The sequence below is a fragment of the Pseudomonas sp. LAP_36 genome, assembly GCF_019456785.1.
Taxonomy (GTDB): Bacteria; Pseudomonadota; Gammaproteobacteria; order Pseudomonadales; family Pseudomonadaceae; genus Aquipseudomonas; species Aquipseudomonas tritici.
Window position 1 is genome coordinate 267,125 of record NZ_JAHZMS010000002.1, and the last position, 16,840, is coordinate 283,964.

A 16,840-nucleotide genomic window follows, 5' to 3' on the forward strand; every position below is an offset into this window, starting at 1 on the left:
GCCTGCGATAGCGGTGGTGAATTCACTACCGCTATCGCAGGCAAGCCAGCTCCCACATTGTTGTCCGGTGTTTACAGCTGGCCGCCGCCGTCGATGTCGATGACGGCGCCGGTCAGAAAGCCGTTTTCCATGGCCAATACATACCCCGCCGCCACTTCTTCCGCCTGCCCTACCCGGCCGACCGGCAACCCACCGCCCGCCTTGGCAAACATGGCCAGACGCTGGTCTTCAGCCAACCCTGCATACGCTGGCGTATCAATCACCCCCGGGCAGATCACATTGACCCGACGCGGTGCCAACTCCTTGGCCAATTGCTTGCCCAGCGCTTCGGTCGCGGCATTGATGCCGACCTTGATGAACTGCCCAGGCACCAGTTTTCGACCCAATTGCCCGGAGGTCAGGCAGATGCTGCCGTGTTCGTCGAGAAATGGCAGTGCCTGCTGGACAGCCCGCAGCGAGCCCCACAGCTTCACGTTGAAGTTGTCCTGAGCCTCGAGCAAGTCGGTTTCGAGCAAGCTCTTGGCGCGTACGCTCGGCCCGGAGGTATAGACCAGGTGATCAAAGCGCCCCACGCCTTCAAACAGGCGTTGCAGCGACGCGGTATCGGTGACGTCCACCGGTTCGCTGCGCAGGCCGTTTTCGACGCCACGCGCCAAGCGGCGCCCGGCAACTACCACCTGTGCACCACGCGCGGCGGCGGCCTTGGCGACTGCCGCGCCAATACCGCTGCTGCCGCCGATCACGATGACGGTTTTGCCGTTTAAGGAAGAAGCCATGGGGAAGATTCCTGATTGAAAAAGTGAGTGTTCATCTTCCCAGCTTGGCAATCAGCGAAAAATCCCGGTAAAACGACAAGATCTTTAAAGGATTTTTACAAATGAGCTCGACCCTAGACCTTGAAGTCTTTGTGCGCACCGCTGACACCGGCAGCCTGTCTGCCGCTGCACGAGGCTTGGGCTTGACTCCAGCGGCAGCGAGCATCGCCCTCAAGCGCCTGGAAACCCGGTTGGGCATCCGGTTACTGGCGCGCTCCACGCGGAGCATGCGGCTGACCGAGGAAGGCCGGCGCTACCTCGAGAGCGCGCGCGTGGCGCTGGAAGCACTGGCTGAGGGCGAACAGGCGATCAGGCAGCAGGGCCACAGCCTCAGCGGCTTGCTGCAACTGGCGGCGCCGTCGGATTTCGGGCGCAATGTGCTGCTGGGCTGGCTGGATGAGTTCAAGCGCGAACACCCCAACATCCGCCTGCAGTTGCTGCTCAACGACAGCAATGCCGACCTGTTCCGCGACACCGTGGACATTGCCTTGCGTTTTGGCGTACCCCGGGACTCCAGCCTCGTGGCACTGCCGGTGGTGCCCGATCACCACCGCATCCCCTGTGCCAGCCCGGATTACCTGGCGCGCCATGGCACGCCCCGAACACCGGCCGATCTGGCGCAACACAACACGCTGCGCTACATGCGTCAGGGGCGGGCCAACAGTACCTGGTACTTTCGCCAGGGTGCGCTGCTTCAGGAAGTCGAGGTCACGGGCGACTACTTGAGCGATGACGGCGAAATCGTCCGGCGCTGGGCATTGGCCGGTCACGGCATCGCCTACAAAGCCAATCTGGATATTGCCCGCGACATCAAAGCCGGTCGGCTGGTGCCCTTGCTGCCTGATTGGCAAGGCGAGCCGACGCCGTTCAACCTGATGTGCCCCCACCGCCTGCAAGTATCGGAACGGGTGAAGGTACTGCATCGCTTTTTACATGTGCGTTGTCAGGCCTTGCTGAGCACCTGAAGAAACGCTTAGAGGGCTTGTCCCAGAGCCTTTGAGTCTGGTATTGCATGGGGCACGTTTCCCGCTTTGAGGAGTTATCCATGATTTACCGCACATTGGGCCAGTCCGGTTTGAAGGTCAGCGCCTTGACCCTGGGCACCATGATGTTTGGCGAACAGACCAACACCGAAGACTCGCTGCGCATCATCGACAAGGCCTGGGACCAGGGCATCAATTTTATTGACACGGCGGACGTCTACACGGGCGGACGCTCCGAGGAAATTGTCGGCGAAGCTATCACCCGGCAGCGCCAAGACTGGATCGTGGCGTCCAAAGTCGGGTTCGGCCCGCCGGACGGCCTTCCCAACCGCAGCGGCCTGAGTCGCAAGCGCATTTTCAACGCACTGGAAGCCAGCCTCACGCGCCTGGACACGGATTACCTCGACATCTATTACCTGCACCGCGAGGACCACAACACGCCGCTGGAGGTGACGGTGTCGGCGATGGGCGACCTGATCCGCCAGGGCAAGGTCCGTTACTGGGGCTTGTCCAACTATCGGGGATGGCGCATTGCCGAAGTGATTCGCGTGGCCGAACGCCTGGGCGTGGACAAACCCGTGATCAGCCAGCCGCTGTACAACATCGTCAACCGCCAGGCCGAAGTCGAGCAGATCACCGCCGCGTCTGCCTACGGTTTGGGCGTGGTGCCTTACAGCCCACTGGCGCGGGGCGTGCTCAGCGGCAAATATGCCCCGGACGTGACCCCCGAGGTCGGCAGCCGTGCGGCGCGCCAGGACAAACGCATCCTGGAAACAGAATGGCGCGTGGAGTCCCTGCGCATCGCCCAGCAGATGCAGCAATACACCCAAGGGCGCGGCGTCGGGATGGTCGAGTTTGCAATTGCCTGGGTGTTGAATAACTCGGCGGTGAGTTCGGCGATTGTCGGGCCACGCACCGAGGCGCAGTGGGATGCCTACATCGGCGCACTGGATGTGAAGATCACGGCGGAAGATGAAGCGTTCATTGATTCGCTGGTGACGCCGGGGCATGCGTCCACACCGGGGTTCAATGATGTGGGGCATTTTGTTTCGGGCCGCGTGGCACGCGCCTAGGCTTTTTTGGTGAACACAATGTGGGAGCTGTCGAGCCCCAGCGAGGCTGCGAAGGCGGCGGTACTGCCAACATCTTCATCGCATGACACTGCGCTATCGCAGCCTCGCTGAGGCTCGACAGCGCCCACATTCAACCTGCTTCGCCTGGAACACCGCGCTCAATTCGTTGGCCCCACGAGAAATTTCCCTGAAAAACGCCCCAAAACAGAGCACCCCTCTCCCGCCAAAAGCACCATAATCACCCTCTTGAAATCCCCCCTCTTGTGTATCAATGGTTTTCGCGAGGACAGTGTGTCTAAAGGTGTTGTGTTATCGGTCTTGGCCTCGGTGTTGTTTGCCGTGATGTATTACTTCACATCATTGCTGACCCCCTTGAGCGGCCTGGAAATTTTCGGCTGGCGCATGTTGCTCACCGTGCCCTGCATGACGGTATTCATGATCGTCAGCGGCGAATGGCGACGGGTGTGGGAGTTGGTGCGGATGTTGGCGGACCGGCCGCGCTTGATTGCCGGTGTGCTGGTGTCTTCGGCCTTGCTGGGCGTGCAGTTGTGGCTGTTCATGTGGGCGCCGTTGAACGGGCGCAGCCTGGATGTGTCGGTGGGTTACTTCCTGTTGCCACTCACCATGGTGTTGACCGGCCGCCTAGTGTGGGGCGAACAGCTTTCGTACTTGCAGCGGGTCGCGGTATTTTTTGCAGGCCTTGGGGTGCTCAACGAGTTGTACCAGGCCGGTGGTTTCTCTTGGGCAACGTTGGTGGTAATCATCGGCTACCCGATGTACTTCATCGTGCGCAAATACCTTAAGACCGATCATCTGGGTGGACTCTGGCTGGATATGGCGCTGATGCTGCCAGTGGCCTGGTGGTTTGTGCAGAGTGGCGAGCAAGGTTTTGCGGCGATGGATGCCTACCCGAAGCTCTACGCATTGATTCCACTGCTGGGGCTGATCAGTGCGTCGGCGCTGGTGAGCTACATCATCGCCAGTCGTTTGCTGGCGTTCAGCCTGTTCGGGCTGCTCAGCTACGTAGAGCCGGTCCTGTTGCTCGGTGTGGCGCTGATCTTGGGCGAAGGGATCAAGGGCGGCGAATGGCTGACCTACATTCCGATCTGGCTGGCGGTGATGGTGCTGGTGTTTGAAGGGTTCAAGCACTTGGTACGTCATCGCAGCGCCTGATTGGCAGGCAATAAAAAGCCCGGCCGAGGTTATCCTCGGCCGGGCTTTTTTACGCTTAGTCGGCGGTCAACACACCACGGCGGACTTGGTCGCGCTCGATCGACTCAAACAACGCCTTGAAGTTGCCCTCGCCAAACCCATCGTCGCCCTTGCGCTGGATGAATTCGAAGAACACCGGGCCCATCAGGGTTTCCGAGAAAATCTGCAGCAGCAGGCGCTTATCGCCCTCAACCGAAGAACCATCGAGCAGGATGCCGCGCGCCTGCAGTTGATCCACCGGCTCGCCGTGGTTTGGCAAGCGGCCTTCGAGCATTTCGTAGTAAGTGTCCGGCGGCGCGGTCATGAAGCGCATGCCGATCTTCTTCAATGCGTCCCAGGTCTTGACCAGATCGTCAGAGAGGAACGCCACGTGCTGGATGCCTTCACCATTGAACTGCATCAGGAACTCTTCGATCTGCCCGGCGCCCTTGGACGACTCTTCGTTCAGCGGGATGCGGATCATGCCGTCCGGCGCGCTCATGGCCTTGGAGGTCAGGCCGGTGTATTCGCCCTTGATATCGAAGTAGCGCGCTTCACGGAAGTTGAACAGTTTCTCGTAGAAGTTGGCCCAGTAGGCCATGCGCCCGCGATAGACGTTGTGGGTCAGGTGGTCGATAACCTTGAGACCGGCGCCTTGCGGGTTGCGATCAACTCCTTCGAGAAACACAAAGTCGATGTCATAGATCGAGCTGCCTTCGCCGAAACGGTCGATGAGGTACAGCGGCGCACCGCCAATGCCTTTGATCGCCGGCAGGTTCAATTCCATCGGGCCGGTTTCGATATGAATCGGCTGCGCACCCAGCTCAAGCGCGCGGTTGTAGGCCTGTTGCGAGTCCTTGACGCGGAACGCCATGCCGCACACCGACGGGCCGTGCTCGGCCGCAAAGTACGAGGCAATGCTGTTGGGTTCGTTGTTGAGGATCAGGTTGATCTCGCCCTGACGGTACAGGTGCACGTTTTTCGAGCGGTGGGTCGCGATTTTGCTGAAGCCCATGATCTCGAAGATCGGCTCCAGGGTGCCCGGCGTCGGCGACGCGAATTCAATGAATTCAAAGCCCATCAGGCCCATTGGGTTTTCGTATAGATCTGCCATGATTTGGCGCCTCATCATTCTTGTGTAGTGACGGTTTCAATTGCCAGCAAGGATGAGAGGCACGGGCGGCGCACAGGAGAGGCCTCGCACGCTGCGGGCGAGGAAATCACCAAAGATGAGGGGGGAGCCGAGTAGCTTCATGGTGTCATCAGTCTCTGACGGCCGAGGCTTGCGTGAGCGCAAGTCATATTCTTGTATGCGTAAATCGATTCTACACAGCGTAACCGTATTTGTCCGTACTCTTATCAAATCCCCAATGCCCTGGCACGTGCAAGGGGTTTATTGCACAGGTAGATGCCGAGCAGGATCACCGCGCCACCGGCCAGCATCGGCGCAGTCAACGGCTCGCCCAACAGCAAAGCGCCAGAGATCACGGCGGTTAGCGGGTTGAGCGCGATAAATACGCCGGAACGTGTCGCGCCGATTTGGCGGATGCCATCGTAATAGCCGATATAGGCCAGCGCCGACCCCAAAACGCCCAGGTACACCAGGCTCAGTACTTGCGGGGCATGCAGGCTGCCAATCGCCTCGACCGAGAAGCGGCCCATGATCAGCGTGGTTGCGGTGAGCATCACGGTGCCCATCAATATCGACCAAGTCACCGTCTGCAGCGGCCCGAGGCGCTGGTTCAATCCACGGGAAAACAGCGAGTAGACGCTCCATCCCACTACGCACCCGACGATCAGTAAATCCCCACGCCAAGTGTTGGTTGCTTCGCTCAGCACCTGGGGGTTGCGACTGACGATGACCAGGGCGGCGCCCGTCAGGCATAACGCGATACCCAGGATTTTGCTGGTGTTCAGGCGATCCTTGAATAACCACCAGGACGCCAGGCCGATCACTGCCGGGTTCAACGCCACGATCAATGAAGCCCGCGACGCATTGATGTACTGCAACCCGTAGAAGAAACACAGGTTGTAGAAAAAGATGCCGAAAAAACCCAGCATCACCAATTGTGCCATCTGCCTGGGGCTTGGACGGGCCAGTGGGATGCGCGCCAGCCCCATGAACGCCAGCAATGCCAGGCTGGCCAGTAGAAACCGCAGGCTGGCCGCGAGCAAAGGGTCGATCGCCGCACTAAGGTAGCGACCGGCCACGAAGGTACCGCCCCAAATCATGGTGACGGCAGCCAACTTCATATACGTGATGCGATCCGAGGGCAAATGCACAGGCTGAGGCTCTAATGACTTGAGGGTTGGCCCATTCTTCTGGTAATACATCGTCATCGTAAAATGAGTGATTACTCATGACCCTGACCCAACTCGAAATATTCTCCCAAGTGGCCGAGCTGCACGGTTTTACCAGCGCGGCCCACCGCCTGGGTATCAGCCAGTCGGCGGTGTCCCATGCAATCAAGGGTCTGGAACAGGAACTGGGCGTGGCATTGTTCAGGCGTCACCAGGCTCAGGTGGAACTCAGTGATATTGGCGCGCAATTGCTCGGGCGCGCCCGGGCAATGCTTGGCCTGGCGAACACCTTGCAACAGGAAGCGGCGGATGCGCGGGGCATGAAACGCGGGACGCTGCGCATCGGTTCCTTTGGCCCGACGGCCTCGAATCACCTGCTGCCGAAGATCCTCAGCCAGTTCCACCTGGATTACCCAGGCATTGAAGTGCATGTGGACGAAGGGCCGGACAGGCAGGTTATCCAATGGCTCGACGAGCGTCGTATCGATATTGGCTTTGTGGTGCTGGAACAGGAACGCTTCGACACCTTCGCCCTGTTCGAGGACCAGATGGTTGCGCTGCTGCCCGCAGACCATCATCTGGCCGCGTGCGAACAGGTCAGCCTCAAGGACTTGTGCAACGAACCCTTCGCCCTGACTGAGGCCGGCTCCACTGAACTGGTGGTGCGGCTGTTCAACGAGGCGCGGCTGACGCCAAACGTGCGCTATCGCTGCTCACAGTTGCTGAGCACGCTGGAAACCGTCAGCCGGGGTGAGGCCGTGAGCGTGGTGGCGCAAGCCTCCTTGCCGGCTGGGTGCGACCCGCGTTATGTGCAGCGCGCGCTGTCACCGCGTGTGCCACGCCAAGTGGGCCTGGCGGTACTGGACCGGCGCCAGTCTTCCCCCGCAACCCTCGCCTTTATCCGCATTGCCCAAGGCCTGGAACTGTAGCGCTGGCTACTGGCCAAACGGCTAGGTACGGCGAGCGTATTTGGGCCAAGCCAACTATCATCGATTGAATCTGACACAGGCAACAGGCCGTTTACTTCATGCCCCTGACCATCAACGGCCCGCGAAAACGCGCCACGCGTTACTTGATCACATCCTTGAGTGCCTTGCTGCCGATTGCACTCGGGCTGGTCATCCTGCACTGGCAAGCCGAACGCACCCTGCAGCAAAGCACCGCCCAGACAGCCCAGGAAGCCGTGCGCCAATTCGACTTGATGCTCGATAACACCGCACTCGCCGCCCAGGCCTTGCTGCCTTTGGCGGGGCAACCTTGTGACAACAGTGCACAGTTGGCCCTGCGCGAACAGGTCACGCGTCGGCCGTTTGTGCGCGCAACCACCTTGTCCTGGCAGAAAAATATCTATTGCAGCTCGCTGTTTGGCGATAACTACGCGTCACCGGTCAACCCGGATGACTACGTCGACGGCCGCTTATGGTTGATGAATGGCAACCCGGTGACGCCGGATACCGCTCTACTGGTTTACCGGTTGGTCGACGGCGACAAGGCCGCTTTTGCGTCGATTGATGGCTATCACCTGACCAACGCGCTGCGCTTGATCAGCCGTTACGCCTACCTGGTCCTGCAAGTTGGCCCAAATTGGCTAGGGGCTGATGGCAAGGTGCTTAACACCGCCATACCCGTTTTTGCGGTGGCGCATTATCAGCTGGTATCCGATCGCTATCACTACAGCGTCACCGCTGGCATGCCGGCAGGTGAAGTGTGGCGGTACATGCAGGCCCGGTATGCGGCGTTGTTCAGCCTGGTGGTGTTCTTTGGCGTGCTGGCGGGCGTATTGGCGCATTGGCTGCAAAAGCGCTCTTCAGCGCCGACCCAGGAACTGCAACGGGCGCTGGGCGCCAATGAATTCATTCCGTATTTCCAGCCAGTGGTGCGCGGCGATACGCGCGAGTGGGCCGGCTGCGAAGTTTTGATGCGCTGGCAACACCCGAAGGAAGGTCTGGTGCGTCCTGACCTGTTCATCCCCCTGGCCGAGCATTCGGGCCTGATTGTGCCGATGACCCGCGCCCTGTTGCGCCAGACCGCCGCGCAACTGTCGCCGCACGCCGCGCGCTTCAGCCCTGGCTTTCATATCGGCGTAAATATCACCGCACGCCATTGCCAGGACCTGGCGCTGGTGAATGACTGTCGGGAGTTTCTCGCCGCCTTCCCCGTGGGCCAAGTGACGCTGGTGCTGGAACTGACCGAACGTGAGTTGATCGAGCCCAGCGATATCACCCGGCGCTTGTTCGACGCGCTGCATGAACTGGGCGTGATGATTGCCATCGACGACTTTGGCACCGGTCATTCCAGCCTGGGTTACTTGCGCAACTTCAATGTCGACTACTTGAAGATCGACCAGAGTTTTGTCGCCATGATCGGCGCCGATGCACTATCACGGCATATTCTGGACAGCATTATAGAACTGTCTGGCAAGCTCGACCTGGGCATCGTTGCAGAGGGTGTGGAAACCGCTCAACAGTGTGATTATCTAGCCAGTCAAGGTGTGGATTTCCTGCAGGGCTATCTGTTCGGAAGGCCTTTGCCCTGCGATGAATTTATTAAATCCCTGGCCAGCCATTGAATAGCCACACACTCTATGCCCTGAAATAATGTTATTTAGACAAAAGACATGATTTACTCGCAGCGGATTAACTACTACAATTTTTCCTGCCTGTGCAGAATTCGCAGGACGACTTCTTTCTTGGGTCGCCTTAAAGCGCTTGGTTTATAGCTTTGTCTGCAGTTGATATCAGCCAACACCATTATTGGAGTACAGATTTTGTCCAGACTCGCCGAATTTCGCGCAGCAGAAAAGGCCCTTCAAGAGCAGCTTGCCCAGCTGGAATCCCTGAAGAACGACGCCGGCCTGAAGAAAGAAATCGAATTCGAAGAAAAGCTTCAAGCCCTGATGAAGACCTATGGCAAAGGCCTGCGCGACATCATTTCCATCCTTGATCCAAACCCTGGCAAGTCCAGCGCTGCTGCCGCTACCGCACCAAAACAGCGCCGTGCACGCGTGGTCAAGGTTTACCAGAACCCACACACCGGTGAGCTGATCGAAACTAAAGGCGGGAACCACCGTGGCCTCAAGGCCTGGAAAGAACAGTACGGCGCCACCACTGTAGATTCCTGGCTGCGCGGCTGATCACACCGCACTAACAAAGAGCCCCGCTTATGCGGGGCTTTTTTATTTCAACGGTTCGAAATCGAACTTAAATAACGTTTCATCATGTTCATAATCGATGGGCATTACATACTTAAAGTTTCAGGCTATCGCGCACCGAACTGACTTCGTCCTTGCTTGCCTCGTATGCATTCGCCTGCCCCGCGTATGAAAAAACATACGCCTTATCGGCATCAACCGCCCCGACCAATGTTTGCGAAAGCACGTGACGCCCGTTTTCGGTTATCACACAGGTAGTTTCCAGCGCATCAAGACGGCTCAATGTTGTAGGGCGCATCTTGCTGCACACACTTTGATAACCGCCCTGGGCAAAATCTTTCTGAATCGACTTGCGCATCTCCAGCAGTACACCTTGAAGATTAACCTTGTGCCCCGCCTCAATCGGCGTGCCGGTCAACTCCATGACCATCAAGGTCGCGCCGTTTTCATCGTTCTTGATCGCCCGTTGCCGAGAGACAGGCTGAGGTTTACCGGGCGCGTCGCCATCGGGCGTCACCTCTTCGATTTGCCAGCCGCTGGGCCAATGAATCTCAGGGTCGGCCGCCAATACGAAAGGACTGCCCAACAGCAAACACACAGCGCTCAACAACGGTTTACGAAGTTCGATCATTGCGAAAAACACCCAAGGTTCAAGCGCCAAAGTTTGAGGCCCTGCCCCACTGGTCGCAAGGCCTGTGTGGCCTTTTTCATTTGGCGCGCGGCGCAGGCCTTGCGTATCATGCCCTGGCTGCAAGGATGCCAGCCGCAAGCCAAGGACCTGCTCACATCTTAGAGCCGCGTTTGCCCCATTTTTTCTGGAGGGCCCATGAGCCTGCACGAACTGAACACTTTCCCGGGCGTCACTGCCCAACCTGACACCGCCACCACGAACTTCGTGTTCAACCACACCATGCTGCGGGTCAAGGACATCACCCAGTCGCTGGACTTCTACACGCGCGTCCTGGGCTTTTCGCTGGTTGAGAAACGCGACTTCCCGGAAGCCGAATTCAGCCTGTACTTCCTGGCCCTGGTGGACAAATCCCAGATCCCGGCCGACGCTGCCGAACGTACCCAGTGGATGAAGTCGATCCCAGGTATCCTGGAGCTGACTCACAACCACGGCACCGAAAACGACGCCGACTTCGCCTACCACAACGGCAACACCGACCCGCGTGGCTTTGGCCACATCTGCATCTCGGTACCGGATATCGTCGCGGCCTGTGAGCGTTTCGAAGCCCTGGGCTGTGACTTCCAGAAGCGCCTGAGCGATGGCCGCATGAAAAGCCTGGCATTCATCAAGGACCCGGATGCGTACTGGGTTGAGATCATTCAGCCAGCGCCGATGTAAACAAAAAAAACCCATGATCGCTCATGGGTTTTTCATTTTCGGCCCGGGATTTACGCCGGCGCGGAAGTACGGATCAAGTGATCGAAAGCACTCAGTGAAGCTTTGGCGCCCTCGCCCACTGCGATCACAATCTGCTTGTAGGGCACAGTCGTGACGTCGCCGGCAGCAAACACACCTGGCAATGAAGTCTCGCCACGCGCATCGACGATGATCTCGCCGCGAGGGGTCAGCTCGACAGTGCCTTTGAGCCAATCGGTGTTGGGCAGCAAACCGATCTGCACGAAGATACCTTCGAGGTCGATAGTCTTGAACTCGCCGCTGTCGCGATCCTTGTACGCCAAGCCGGTGACTTTCTGGCCATCGCCTTTCACTTCACTGGTCAGTGCACTGGTGATCACGTCAACGTTCGGCAGGCTGTAAAGCTTGCGCTGCAACACAGCATCGGCGCGCAACTTGCTGTCGAACTCAAGCAAGGTGACGTGGCTGACGATCCCGGCCAAGTCGATGGCCGCTTCAACGCCGGAGTTACCGCCGCCGATCACTGCCACACGCTTGCCCTTGAACAACGGGCCATCGCAGTGTGGGCAGAAACACACGCCTTTAGCCTTGTATTCCTGCTCGCCCGGCACACCCATTTCCCGCCAGCGAGCACCGGTGGCCAGGATCACGGTTTTGGACTTGAGCGTCGCACCGCTTTCGAAGCGAATCTCGTGCAACTCACCGGCGTTTTTCGCAGGGATCAGGCTGCTGGCACGCTGCAGGTTCATGATGTCCACGTCGTACTGACGCACGTGGGCTTCCAGGGCGCTGGCCAGTTTCGGGCCTTCGGTTTCCTGTACCGAGATAAAGTTCTCGATGGACATGGTGTCCAGCACCTGCCCACCAAAACGCTCAGCCGCCACGCCGGTACGAATGCCTTTACGTGCGGCGTAGATCGCAGCCGCAGAACCGGCCGGGCCACCGCCGACGACAAGGACGTCAAAGGCGTCTTTGGCGCTGATTTTCTCGGCGGCCTTTTCGATACCGCTGGTGTCGAGCTTGGCGAGGATCTCTTCCAGGCCCATGCGGCCCTGGCCGAAGTTCACACCATTGAGGTACACGCTCGGCACTGCCATGACCTGGCGCTCGTCGACTTCAGCCTGGAACAACGCGCCGTCGATAGCGACGTGGCGGATGTTCGGGTTAAGCACAGCCATCAGGTTCAGCGCCTGGACCACGTCCGGGCAGTTCTGGCACGACAGCGAGAAGTACGTCTCGAAGCTGAACTCGCCTTTAAGGGCGCGAATCTGTTCAATCACTTCGACACTGGCCTTCGACGGGTGGCCACCGACTTGCAGCAGGGCCAACACCAACGAAGTGAATTCATGGCCCATGGGGATACCGGCGAAACGCAGGCTGATCTCGGCACCCGGGCGGTTGATGGAGAACGAAGGCTTACGCGCATCATCGCCATCGGTTTTCAGGGTAATCAGCGTAGTGAGGCTGACGACGTCCTGAAGAAGGGCAAGCATTTCCTGGGATTTCGCACCGTCGTCGAGAGAGGCAACGATCTCGATCGGCTGGGTGACCCGCTCCAGGTATGACTTCAATTGAGCTTTAAGATTGGCGTCCAACATACGGGCGATTTCCTTGAATTCTGGGTATAAAAAAACGCCCGAGCGAATCTCGCCCGGGCGTTTTTGAGGGCGGTTGCAGCTTACTGGGTAGGTGCGGAATACCGCCCTTGAGGCTTCACAGACTTAGATCTTGCCGACCAGGTCCAGGGACGGAGCCAAAGTGGCCTCGCCTTCTTTCCACTTGGCTGGGCACACTTCGCCTGGGTGGGCAGCGACGTACTGGGCGGCTTTGATTTTGCGCAGCAGCTCGGAAGCGTCACGGCCAACACCACCGTCGTTCAGCTCAACGATCTTGATCTGACCTTCTGGGTTGATCACGAACGTACCGCGGTCTGCCAGGCCAGCTTCTTCGATCAGTACGTCGAAGTTGCGGGAGATGGTCAGGGTTGGGTCGCCGATCATGGTGTACTGGATTTTGCCGATGGCTGGCGAAGTGTTGTGCCAGGCAGCGTGGGCAAAGTGGGTGTCGGTGGAAACGCTGTAGATCTCGACGCCCAGCTTCTGGAATTCGGCGTAGTTGTCAGCCAGGTCTTCCAGTTCGGTTGGGCAAACGAAGGTGAAGTCGGCTGGGTAGAAGAACACAACGGACCATTTGCCTTTCAGGTCAGCGTCGGTCACATCGACGAAGTTGCCGTTTTTGTAGGCGGTCGCTTTGAACGGTTTTACTTGGCTGTTGATGATAGGCATCGTTGACTCTCCGTCAGGGTTTGTAGAAGGGCTTAGTAAGTTGATGAAGTGAATCCTACCGACTCTCTCTGACGATGGCTCATTGGCAAACCTCATGCTGACGATTGGTTTTCCCTATCAGGTGACTGTATTAATAGAAGAAATCTCAAAGCAGCGGTTGCGTCGCCAAAGTCATGCCTAGAAAGGGCGTCGCTTCAACATAGCGCATGGCAGATTTCATGTCGCTCCAGCCGACGTAACTCATCAACGACTTCAAATCCCAGCCACTGCGATGCGCCCACGTGGCAAAGCCTCGGCGCAATGAGTGGCTGGTGTATTGCTCGGCGGGGATGCCGGCGCGTTCCAGCGCCTGGCGCAACAATGGAATCACGCTGTTGGGGTGCAACCCCTCCGCCCCGAGGTTGCCCCAGCGATCAATGCCGCGAAACACCGAGCCACGCACCAGGGCCGAGGCACTGAGCCATTCACTGTAGGCTTGCACCGGGCACAAACGCAGCAGCGCCGGGGTGTGATAAGTCTTGCCGAGGTTGTCGCGGTCGCTTTTGCTGCGCGGTAGATAAAGGCTAATGCCGGTACCCGGTGTGGCCTGCACATGCTCAATATCGAGGCGACACAGCTCATCGCTGCGAAAGCCACGCCAGAAACCCAACAGAATCAACGCAGTGTCACGCTTGGCACGCAGCAACCGGGGCTGATCCTGTGCCTGCGCTGCCTCTTTCGCGTCGACCTCAAGCGAAGCAACCACCTGTTCCAAATGCTTGAGCTGCAACGGCTCGGCTTGCTTCTCCTGCGCTGGGTGCACGGCACGAATGCCCTTGAGCACCTTGCGCACCACTGGCGCTTTGGTCGGGTCAGGAAACCCCTGGCTCGTATGCCATTGCGCCAACGCCGACAGGCGCAGCTTCAAGGTGTTGACGGCCAACACGCCTGCGTGAGCGACCAGGTAGCGCGCAACGCTGTCGCTGGTCGCAGGCAGGAACCCGCCCCAACTCACTTCAAAGTGCTCGATAGCGGCGCGATAACTGCGTCGCGTGTTGTCGCGGGTGGCGGCGTTGAGATAACGATCGAGATCGCTCATAGAAGGCCTATTCGTACTGCTGGCAGGTGTTTTCGCGGATAAAACGCTGATGACACGGGATAATACGCCAATATCCCATCTGTTAATTCATGATTTTCAACAAGTTTTAATGCATGATACAGTATGTAAATACATACTACGTACCACGGTACTAAATCGACGGAGACCCCATGGCTCGCGGCGGCATCAATAAAGCAGTAGTTCAAACGGCACGCCTGGCGATCATCGCCCGCGGCGAAAACCCCAGCATCGACGCCGTACGTATCGAAATGGGCAACACGGGCTCTAAAACCACGATTCATCGGTATTTAAAGGAGCTGGACGAGAGCGAAACCCGCCTCACCATCACCGAAGCGCCGATCGACGACGAGCTTGGCGAGCTGGTGGCGCGGCTGGCTCAACGCCTGAAGGAGAAAGCCCAGGAGCCAATCGATCTGGCCCTGGCGCAATTCGAGCAGCAGAAAGCCGCCCTGCTCGCCCAGATCGAAGACCTTGAGGAGGCTCACAGCCAACTCAAGCAACAATTCGATATCCAATCCGCGGCCCTGGCAGAAGAAAGCGCAGCGCTGCAAACGGCCAGCACCAGCCTGCAGACCGAGCAAACCCGTAACGCCGGGCTGAGCCAGGCGTGCAGCGATTACGAGCTACGGATCAACGACAAGGACGAACAGATTCGTTCGCTGGAAGAAAAGCACCTGCACGCCCGCGATGCCCTGGAGCATTACCGCAATGCGATCAAGGAACAGCGCGAACAGGAACAGCGCCGCCACGAAGGGCAGCTGCAACAGGTACAGGCCGAATTGCGCCAGGCCCAGCAGAGCGCGATGGTGCGCCAGGATGAGATCACCCAACTGCATCGCGACAATGAGCGACTGTTGATCGAACATCGCGTGACCGCGAAGGAGCTGGCTGCGCTGCAAGAACAATCGCGCAAAGACCAGGCTCAGCAGCTCCATCTGAGCGAGCAGGTAAGCCTGATTGAAAGCGAACGCACCCTGCTTCAGGAGCGTCTGCGGGTTGCCGTGCTGGAGAGCCAATCACGCCAGGAAGCGTTGACCGAACACCAGCACACCAACAAAACCTTGGAACTGGACCTGATCAAGGCCCAGGCGAGCATCGAGGCATTGCGCCTGGCCGCCGCCATTGCAACGGCGCCAGAGGCAACACCCGAGGCTTGATCAGTTCGCCACAGGCGTGCGCATGGTGACGAACTCTTCCGCCGCCGTGGGATGCACGCCGATGGTCTCATCGAAATGTTGCTTGGTCGCTCCCGCCTTGAGCGCAATCGCCAGGCCCTGGACGATCTCACCGGCATCCGGGCCGACCATGTGACAACCCAGCACCTTGTCGGTGTCGGCGTCGACCACTAACTTCATCAGGGTCTTTTCCTGACATTCGGTCAGGGTCAACTTCATCGGCCGGAAACGGCTTTCGAAGACCTGCACCTTATGGCCCTTCTCTTTCGCTTCTTCTTCGCTCAGGCCAACCGTGCCGATGTTTGGCAGGCTGAATACCGCGGTCGGGATCATCGCGTAATCAACCGGGCGATATTGCTCAGGCTTGAACAGACGGCGCGCCACGGCCATGCCTTCGGCCAGGGCAACCGGTGTCAGCTGCACGCGCCCGATCACGTCGCCGATGGCCAGGATCGACGATTCGGCGGTCTGGTACAGGTCATCCACTTCAACGAAACCGCGCTTGTCGAGTTTGACCCCTGTGTTTTCCAGCCCCAGATTGTCCAGCATTGGACGGCGACCCGTGGCGTAGAACACGCAGTCAGCCTCCAGCACGCGACCGTCTTTCAGCGTGGCTTTGAGGCTGCCATCGGCTTGTTTGTCGATGCGCTCGATGTCGGCATTGAATTGCAGGTCCAGGCCGCGCTTGGTCAACTCTTCCTTCAGGTGCGTGCGCACCGAACCGTCGAAGCCGCGCAGGAACAGGTCACCGCGGTACAGCAATGAGGTCTGAGCGCCCAGGCCATGGAAAATCCCGGCGAATTCAACCGCAATGTAACCGCCGCCAACCACCAGCACGCGCTTGGGCAACGCCTTGAGGAAGAACGCCTCATTGGAGCCAATCGCGTGTTCACGCCCTGGAATTTCAGGAATCTGCGGCCAGCCACCAGTGGCAATCAAAATATGTTTGGCGGTAAAGCGCTCACCGTTGATTTCCACCTGATGCGGATCAACCAGGCGCGCATGCCCCTCATGCAGGGTCACGCCGCTGTTGACCAGCAGGTTGCGGTAGATGCCGTTCAGGCGGTTGATTTCACGGTCTTTATTGGCGATCAGGGTCGCCCAATCAAAGTTCGCTTCCCCCAGAGACCAGCCAAACCCGCTGGCCTGCTCGAAATCTTCGGAAAAATGTGCGCCGTACACCAACAGTTTTTTCGGCACGCAGCCGACGTTGACGCAAGTACCACCCAGGTAGCGGCTTTCCGCCACGGCCACCTTGGCACCAAAGCCAGCGGCAAAACGCGCTGCGCGAACACCGCCGGAACCGGCGCCAATTACATACAGGTCAAAATCGTAGGCCATTTCACTCTCCTCGGCAGGACATCAGCATACCGACTTAGATGGGGCTGAAAAACGAAAAAG

The 16,840-nt window shown here is 58.7% G+C and carries 16 protein-coding genes; 8 read left to right on the forward strand and 8 right to left on the reverse strand.

Annotation, left to right across the window (positions count from 1 at the left end; genetic code table 11):
• Positions 1–71: 71 nt before the first annotated feature.
• Positions 72–776, reverse strand: coding sequence for an SDR family oxidoreductase (locus JBO08_RS06760; RefSeq protein ID WP_220074281.1), 705 nt, complete (start codon positions 774–776; stop codon positions 72–74).
• 101 nt (positions 777–877) lie between these two features.
• Here JBO08_RS06760 and JBO08_RS06765 point away from each other — a divergent pair, with 101 nt between their 5' ends.
• From JBO08_RS06765 to rarD, 3 genes are all read left to right on the forward strand, one after another.
• Positions 878–1,780, forward strand: a complete 903-nt coding sequence (locus tag JBO08_RS06765; protein WP_220074280.1) for a LysR family transcriptional regulator — start codon at positions 878–880, stop codon at positions 1,778–1,780.
• 80 nt (positions 1,781–1,860) lie between these two features.
• Positions 1,861–2,871, forward strand: a complete 1,011-nt coding sequence (locus JBO08_RS06770) for an aldo/keto reductase (protein WP_065890956.1) — start codon at positions 1,861–1,863, stop codon at positions 2,869–2,871.
• A 291-nt stretch (positions 2,872–3,162) separates the two neighbouring features.
• Entirely contained in the window at positions 3,163–4,044 is an 882-nt protein-coding gene (rarD, locus tag JBO08_RS06775; RefSeq protein ID WP_065873244.1) for an EamA family transporter RarD, read from the forward strand.
• Positions 4,045–4,099: 55 nt separating this feature from the next.
• Here the strand turns inward: rarD and hppD are convergent, their stop codons facing one another.
• Positions 4,100–5,176 (reverse strand): 4-hydroxyphenylpyruvate dioxygenase, encoded by a 1,077-nt coding sequence (gene hppD / locus JBO08_RS06780; protein WP_065873052.1) that lies wholly within the window; start codon positions 5,174–5,176, stop codon positions 4,100–4,102.
• Positions 5,177–5,421: 245 nt separating this feature from the next.
• Positions 5,422–6,315, reverse strand: a complete 894-nt coding sequence (locus tag JBO08_RS06785; protein ID WP_065880541.1) for a DMT family transporter — start codon at positions 6,313–6,315, stop codon at positions 5,422–5,424.
• 107 nt (positions 6,316–6,422) lie between these two features.
• Here JBO08_RS06785 and JBO08_RS06790 point away from each other — a divergent pair, with 107 nt between their 5' ends.
• The 3 genes from JBO08_RS06790 to JBO08_RS06800 all read left to right on the forward strand — a co-directional run bounded on the left by JBO08_RS06790 (position 6,423) and on the right by JBO08_RS06800 (position 9,496).
• Complete coding sequence (locus tag JBO08_RS06790) at positions 6,423–7,292, forward strand: LysR family transcriptional regulator (RefSeq protein WP_220074279.1); 870 nt, start codon at positions 6,423–6,425, stop codon at positions 7,290–7,292.
• Positions 7,293–7,390: 98 nt separating this feature from the next.
• Complete coding sequence (locus JBO08_RS06795; RefSeq protein WP_065880543.1) at positions 7,391–8,932, forward strand: EAL domain-containing protein; 1,542 nt, start codon at positions 7,391–7,393, stop codon at positions 8,930–8,932.
• A gap of 198 nt (positions 8,933–9,130) precedes the next feature.
• Positions 9,131–9,496, forward strand: coding sequence for a histone-like nucleoid-structuring protein, MvaT/MvaU family (locus tag JBO08_RS06800; RefSeq protein WP_065873048.1), 366 nt, complete (start codon positions 9,131–9,133; stop codon positions 9,494–9,496).
• A 112-nt stretch (positions 9,497–9,608) separates the two neighbouring features.
• On the opposite strand, the gene JBO08_RS06805 is transcribed toward JBO08_RS06800, so the two are convergent.
• Entirely contained in the window at positions 9,609–10,145 is a 537-nt protein-coding gene (locus JBO08_RS06805) for a DUF4946 domain-containing protein (protein ID WP_065873243.1), read from the reverse strand.
• Between the two features lie 195 nt (positions 10,146–10,340).
• On the opposite strand from JBO08_RS06805, the gene gloA reads away from it, so the two are divergent.
• On the forward strand, positions 10,341–10,862 hold the full coding sequence (gene gloA, locus JBO08_RS06810) for a lactoylglutathione lyase (RefSeq protein WP_065873047.1): 522 nt from the start codon (positions 10,341–10,343) through the stop codon (positions 10,860–10,862).
• Positions 10,863–10,912: 50 nt separating this feature from the next.
• Here the strand turns inward: gloA and ahpF are convergent, their stop codons facing one another.
• The 3 genes from ahpF to JBO08_RS06825 form a co-directional block, all read right to left on the reverse strand.
• Positions 10,913–12,478: an alkyl hydroperoxide reductase subunit F gene (ahpF, locus tag JBO08_RS06815; protein WP_065873046.1), complete on the reverse strand. Its 1,566-nt coding sequence runs from the start codon at positions 12,476–12,478 to the stop codon at positions 10,913–10,915.
• 123 nt (positions 12,479–12,601) lie between these two features.
• On the reverse strand, positions 12,602–13,165 hold the full coding sequence (gene ahpC, locus JBO08_RS06820) for an alkyl hydroperoxide reductase subunit C (RefSeq protein WP_003173835.1): 564 nt from the start codon (positions 13,163–13,165) through the stop codon (positions 12,602–12,604).
• 145 nt (positions 13,166–13,310) lie between these two features.
• Positions 13,311–14,243: a site-specific integrase gene (locus JBO08_RS06825; RefSeq protein ID WP_065873045.1), complete on the reverse strand. Its 933-nt coding sequence runs from the start codon at positions 14,241–14,243 to the stop codon at positions 13,311–13,313.
• 170 nt (positions 14,244–14,413) lie between these two features.
• On the opposite strand from JBO08_RS06825, the gene JBO08_RS06830 reads away from it, so the two are divergent.
• A complete protein-coding gene (locus JBO08_RS06830; RefSeq protein WP_065873044.1) occupies positions 14,414–15,421 on the forward strand; it encodes a DNA-binding protein in 1,008 nt (335 codons plus the stop codon).
• On the opposite strand, the gene gorA is transcribed toward JBO08_RS06830, so the two are convergent.
• The gene (gene gorA, locus JBO08_RS06835) at positions 15,422–16,780 is read right to left on the reverse strand and encodes a glutathione-disulfide reductase (RefSeq protein ID WP_065945286.1); all 1,359 of its coding nucleotides are present in this window, start codon (positions 16,778–16,780) and stop codon (positions 15,422–15,424) included. It abuts the gene before it with no gap.
• Between the last annotated feature and the right edge of the window lie 60 nt (positions 16,781–16,840).